We start from the raw sequence: 5,799 nt of genomic DNA, 5'->3' as shown, positions 1-5,799 counted from the left end.
CGTTTGGCAATCCCACCTGTCTGCGGCGTCAAAAATTCAAAGAAATTAGTGTCCGCTTAGGCTTGCAGCAGGCGTTCGGCTCAACCAATCTATATCTGCATGGCTAGTTCTAGCAAGCCAAAAGCGGACATAATTTCAGAGGGTTAACCGCCGCTCGCATGATGCCCTTCGGTTATTGCCGCGCTGGTCGCCTCTTCGGCGCGTTCCCAGTCGTGAAAGGCCTCGCGGCGGACGATGATCCAACGACCATCGCGTTTTTCCAGCGTGTCGCAATAACGACCCGCGACGATCCAGTCCGTGGCCTTGCCATTGGTTTCGCAAGGGGCAAAGTCCGGATTGCCCGGTTCGATATAGTGATATGCGACGAAATTGGCTTCGGTGGTGGCGCTGGTGCCGTCGTCCGAAAGGTTGATGTGGACATTGGATATCGAGTGATGGGTACCGGGAATATTCTCCAGAACCTGGCTGGCAAAGCCGATAAACTCATCAGGCGGACCTTCATATTCCGCATGTTTGTGGACATGATCGTCCGCAAAGCAAGCGCGGACGAGCGGCCAGTCACGACGATCGATCCCTTTGCAATAGCGGTGGATGACATCCCGAATTTCTTCGCGTGCCGACAATTGATCCAAAGTGTACATCCTTGATATCTCCTAATTTTGCCAGTCGTTATTATTTCACTCTGGCCTTAGCGTTCAACGCAAGATTTATGTGGGAGATAAAGCATGGGCAGGCTTCAAGGCAAAGTGGCAATAATAACAGGTGCAGCCAAAGGGCTCGGCGAAGCAGATGCGCGTATGTTTGCGCGCGAAGGCGCTGTCGTGATCATGACCGACATGGACGCAGACAATGGCAAGCGCGTGGCTGCAGAAATTGGCGATGCGGCGGAATTTCATGTTCAGGATGTTCGGGATGAGCAAGGCTGGGAAGATCTGATTGCCGATGTGGTCTCGCGCCACGGTCAGCTCGACATATTGGTCAACAACGCCGGTGTGGTGGAGCCTGGAACGATTGAAACGCAAACGGCCGAGGAATATCGCTTCGTCATGGCGGTGAGTGCAGATGGCGCGTTTTACGGCTGTAAATATGCCGTGCCCGCGATGAAAGCATCGGGCGGCGGGTCGATCATCAACATGTGTTCGATTGCATCAATTGTCGGAGAACCGATTGTTGTGGCTTATGCCATGGCCAAAGGTGCGATCGAAAGCCTCACCCGAAGTGTTGCGGTGCATAGCGCCAACAACCAATATAATATTCGTTGCAACAGCGTCCATCCAGCCGGAATATTGACCCCGATGGTGGAGGGTATTGGGCCCAAGATTATGGGGCGTGATGATCTCCGGCCGGCCGGTGATGGACCGGCTCCCAGCGCGCTTGGCGAACCGAATGACATAGCAAATACGGTTTTGTTTCTCGCGTCTGAGGAAAGCAAGTTCATCAATGGGGCAGCCATCCGCGTAGACAATGCGAAATCTGTGATGGAAGGGGCTGTGGCCTAGATCTCTGAACTGCTTGCCTTGCACCTTGTACATCGGGTAGCTTAGCGAAATGGATCGCAAGCAAAGTAAGGACGGGAAAGAACCTCAGGCGGTCTCTAAATCGGATTTGCCGAAATCGTCTGTCATGGCGTTGATCGAGAATAGCCCGATCGCATCGGTCGTGAGCAATCCCCGCCTGCCCGACAATCCGATTGTCGCCGTCAATGATAGTTTCATTCAACTGACAGGCTATGGACGGGATTTCATTGTCGGCCGAAATTGTCGCTTTCTATCCGGCGAGGCCACTGAGCCCTGGTTGACAGAGGAAATCAGGCGCGGGGTGCGGCAACAAAAATCCGTTCTGGTGGAGATTCTCAACTATAAGAAAGATGGCACGCCGTTCCAGAATGCCGTGCTTGTTGCGCCTCTTTTCGATGAAGAAGGCGAATTGGAATATTTTCTGGGATCGCAGGTGGAAATAGACGCGGATGCTCCCAGTTTAGCTAAGGCCCGCCGGATGCGGGCGGTTGCCATCGTGAAAGATCTGTCAAAGCGGCAACGCGAGGTGCTGCAGTTCATTGCGAAAGGCTTGCTTAACAAGCAAATTGCTCATGAATTGGATCTCAGCGAGCGAACCGTAAAAATGCATCGATCGATCTTAATGAAGCGTCTCGATGTTCCCAGCGCAGCGGATATGGTCCGATTGGCCGTTGAAGCAGGGATGTAGTTTTTGATTCATACGGTCCTATAGCCGTATCGAACCTTTGCTTGGTCGAGAGTATCTCTGTTCACGCATCACGGGTTGGAACTTCACTCCCGATTTCGGGTCGCACCCTTTTTTTTTGGACAACATTTCTCCCTCCTCCGTGTTGTCCAGAGATTTTCAGCCCGTGGTGCGCTTTTTTCTAAAATTGATCGGCTATATCGATCATTTTGGTGAGCCGCTTCGGGGCGACCATCCGCCAGCTTTTGTACAGCCAGTCTGAGACATGATCCCAATCGGTTCGACCGATATTGAGGCGCACCGCTATCCAACCGGATTTCCCGAAAAATTTGGGAATATAATAGAGTTCGGGATCCGCATCGACCAAAGCGGCTTGTTCATCCAGTCCACTTGTTTTGACCAAAAGGCCCACACTGGCTTCGCCATGCAGTTTTTGCGTAAAATAGGCGAAGTATTTCCCGGTCTTTTCGCTACCAGCTCGCCAACCCGGAGAACCAAAGCTTTCCCTTTCATGAGTTTCCGCGAGAGCAAGTGCGCGTTCGCGGACCTGTTCTAAAATCCAGTCCGGATCGGCTTCGCGGGAGACATATTTTGCCAGCGTGGCGGGATATAGTTGGTGCTCGGCAATCAATATCCGTCTGGCGAGCCGTTCGGCATTGTCATCGGGCAGGATTGCAACTTCGGTTTGCGCCAACACTGGACCGTCATCCAGCTCGGCTGTGACGAGATGCACGCTGCATCCAGCAACCTTGTCTCCGGCATCGATTGCTCGCTGATATGTATCGAGTCCCTTATATTTAGGCAGCAGGCTGGGATGAATATTCAGCATATGATTTGCCCATTTTCTGACAAACCCATCGCTCAATATCCGCATATAGCCAGCCAGTACGACATATTCTGCACCGGACCGGGTGATCGCATCATGCATGACATCATCATAATCTTCCCGCGACATGCTTTTGTGCGAATGGGCAAAGGTTGTGATGGCTTCCGCTTCCGCTAGCTTCAAGCCGGATGCATCGCAGTCGTTGCAGGCGACCAATACTATTTCATACGGACAATCATGAGACTTAGCGGCATAGATCAAAGCCGCCATATTGGATCCGCGGCCGGAAATTAATATCGCGATTTTGGCCTTTTCAGCCATTGTGCGTAGCGGTCCAATCGCTTGTGGCGGACCAAATTCCGCGTGCGCCCGAGACAGAACAGCCCTTGGTTCCTTCTCGAACGTCACCGAGTTGATGGACTGTTTCGCCAGCAGCCTCCAAATCTGCCGTGATAGCGTTGGCCTCGACGGGTGAAACAGCCAAGACCATTCCGATACCGCAATTGAAAGTACGTGCCATCTCCTCTGGCTCAATATTACCCTGCGCTTGCAAGAACGCCATCAACCGGGGTTGCTCCCATTGGGCGGCATCGACATGCGCGTGGAGTCCGTCGGGCAACACCCGCGGAATATTTTCAAGCAAACCGCCACCTGTGATGTGAGCGAGCGCCTTGATCCGTCCGGATTGCATGAGGGGCAGCAATGATTTTACGTATATTCGCGTCGGTGCGATCAAGGCCTCGATCAGCAATAAGTCTGAGTTGAACAGGGCAGGGCGATCTAGTTTCCAGCCTTTATCGGCGGCCAGTCTCCGAACCAATGAAAAGCCGTTGGAGTGGACGCCCGATGATTCGAGGCCCAGCAAAACGTCACCCGATTCGATATGTTCTCCGGTTACGGCTTTTTCTCGCTCCACGGCACCCACACAGAAGCCTGCAAGATCATAGTCACCATCGGCATACATGCCTGGCATCTCTGCCGTTTCTCCGCCGATCAACGCGCAGCCGGACATCTTGCAGCCTTCGGCAATTCCCGCGACAACCCGCTCGGCGATGCCATTTTCAAGCTTTCCGGTCGCAAAATAGTCGAGGAAGAACAACGGCTCCGCCCCTTGCACGATCAAATCATTGACGCACATGGCGACAAGATCGATTCCGACCGAATCATGGCGGTTATAATCAATGGCGAGTTTCAATTTTGTTCCAACGCCATCATTGGCCGCCACCAATAGCGGGTCTTTATACCCCGCTGCCTTGAGATCAAAAAATCCTCCAAAACCGCCTAGCTCTGCGTTGGCGCCCGCACGAGCCGTGGCTTTGGCCAACGGCGCGATCGCTTTTATCAGGGCATTGCCCGCCTCGATGGAGACACCTGCTTTTGCATAGGTGTAAGAATCCGGCTCATTTTGCTTTTCACTCATAAGATGAGCGATTAGACAACTCGCGACTGGATTTCCACGCCATAATCGTCAAAAGGGCGCAAATGAGTTTTTTGAGTGACTTTAGGATCAAGATCGCTGCTATTATTGCGGCGGTGACTGTGCTCGCCGGAACAGTTGTCTATGCGCAACTGGAAGGCACAGAGCGCGGCGTCGCGCCGCTTGCGAGCACCGGCGACTTTGAAGTCATGGGCGTTGAGGTGAATGTCTCGGGTGACGACGCCTTTGACGCGCGTAAAAAAGGCTGGGAACAGGCCCAACGCAAAGCGTGGAAGATTCTGTATAAGCGCACGCAAGGCGGCAATACTTCGGGTCTGTCCGATGGCACGCTGAATACGGTCGTATCAGCGATCATCGTCGAACAAGAGCAGATCGGCCCCAAGCGTTATATTGCGACTCTTGGGGTAATGTTCGATCGGGCAAGAGCGGGCTCAATTCTTGGTGTTGGCGGAAGAAAGCTGCGGTCTCCGCCGCTGCTGGTGTTGCCGATTATGTGGAGCGGTGGTTCACCGCAAGTGTTTGAAAGCCGCACAGAGTGGCAAAAAGCCTGGGCGCGTTTCAAGTCCGGCGACAGCGCAATCGACTATGTCCGTCCTTATGGATCAGATAGCGAATCGCTTGTTCTTACCGCTGGGCAAGCGAATCGCCCTAGTCGTCTTTGGTGGCGGAATATATTGGATCAATTTGGCGCGGCCGATGTGATCATTCCAATTGTCCGTCTGTCATACACTTATCCAGGCGGGCCCGTGCAGGCGAAATTTACCGCTCGCTACGGACCGGACAACCGGTTCATCGAGAGCTTTACGCTTAAGGTAGAGCGCAGCGCAGATATTCCCAAAATGCTGGATCAGGGTATTGTGCGAATGGATGAAATCTATTCTGGCGCCCTATCGCGCGGCATATTGAAAACGGACAAGTCGTTGGTTGTTGTCGATCCCTTCAACATCGAGGATCTTAATCTGGATGATTTTGATCTCGATGACGATGCGGTTGTGGCAAGTAGCAATAGTGCCTCTTCGGCCACGCCGTCAGCCAGCAATGCAACAGAGCCTGTTCGAGAAGATCCGGTAGCAGCTCCGGTTACGACGACTAGCATTTCGCTGCAATATGAGACACCGGATGTCGGTGCTGTGGGGCGCGGGGAATCGTCGGTGCGTTCGGTTCCGGGCGTGACGTCCGCTTCGACTTCAAGCCTTGCTCTTGGCGGTGTTTCGGTCATGAACGTCTCCTATAAGGGTGATATTTCTTCTCTGGCTGCGGCGCTTCGGGCACAAGGCTGGCAGGTTCAGCAAGGAGCGGGCGCGCTGCGCATCAGTCGTTCCGGACAGTAAAG

At 53.4% G+C, this 5,799-nt stretch carries 6 protein-coding genes; 3 read left to right on the top strand and 3 right to left on the bottom strand.

The window, feature by feature from the left end:
• Window positions 1-143: 143 nt before the first annotated feature.
• Complete coding sequence (locus tag ABJV08_RS14365; RefSeq protein ID WP_348037740.1) at window positions 144-641, bottom strand: nuclear transport factor 2 family protein; 498 nt, start codon at window positions 639-641, stop codon at window positions 144-146.
• 84 nt (window positions 642-725) lie between these two features.
• Here ABJV08_RS14365 and ABJV08_RS14360 point away from each other — a divergent pair, with 84 nt between their 5' ends.
• Both ABJV08_RS14360 and ABJV08_RS14355 read left to right on the top strand, forming a co-directional pair.
• Window positions 726-1,499: an SDR family oxidoreductase gene (locus tag ABJV08_RS14360; RefSeq protein ID WP_348037738.1), complete on the top strand. Its 774-nt coding sequence runs from the start codon at window positions 726-728 to the stop codon at window positions 1,497-1,499.
• Window positions 1,500-1,623: 124 nt separating this feature from the next.
• Window positions 1,624-2,205, top strand: a complete 582-nt coding sequence (locus tag ABJV08_RS14355; RefSeq protein ID WP_348037748.1) for a LuxR C-terminal-related transcriptional regulator — start codon at window positions 1,624-1,626, stop codon at window positions 2,203-2,205.
• Between the two features lie 178 nt (window positions 2,206-2,383).
• Here ABJV08_RS14355 and purN read toward each other — a convergent pair whose 3' ends face one another.
• A complete protein-coding gene (gene purN, locus ABJV08_RS14350; RefSeq protein ID WP_348037736.1) occupies window positions 2,384-3,349 on the bottom strand; it encodes a phosphoribosylglycinamide formyltransferase in 966 nt (321 codons plus the stop codon).
• Window positions 3,342-4,448 carry a phosphoribosylformylglycinamidine cyclo-ligase gene (purM, locus tag ABJV08_RS14345; RefSeq protein WP_348037734.1) on the bottom strand — a complete coding sequence of 369 codons (1,107 nt, stop codon included), beginning with the start codon at window positions 4,446-4,448 and terminating at the stop codon, window positions 3,342-3,344. The genes purN and purM overlap by 8 nt, the downstream gene beginning before the upstream one ends.
• 62 nt (window positions 4,449-4,510) lie before the next feature.
• On the opposite strand from purM, the gene ABJV08_RS14340 reads away from it, so the two are divergent.
• Window positions 4,511-5,797 carry a heavy-metal-associated domain-containing protein gene (locus tag ABJV08_RS14340; protein ID WP_348037732.1) on the top strand — a complete coding sequence of 429 codons (1,287 nt, stop codon included), beginning with the start codon at window positions 4,511-4,513 and terminating at the stop codon, window positions 5,795-5,797.
• The last annotated feature ends 2 nt before the right edge of the window (window positions 5,798-5,799 follow it).

This window comes from Parasphingorhabdus sp., from assembly GCF_039982395.1.
GTDB lineage: Bacteria > Pseudomonadota > Alphaproteobacteria > Sphingomonadales > Sphingomonadaceae > Parasphingorhabdus.
Note: the sequence above shows the minus strand (reverse complement) of the source record. Positions and strands in the feature narration are given on the sequence as shown.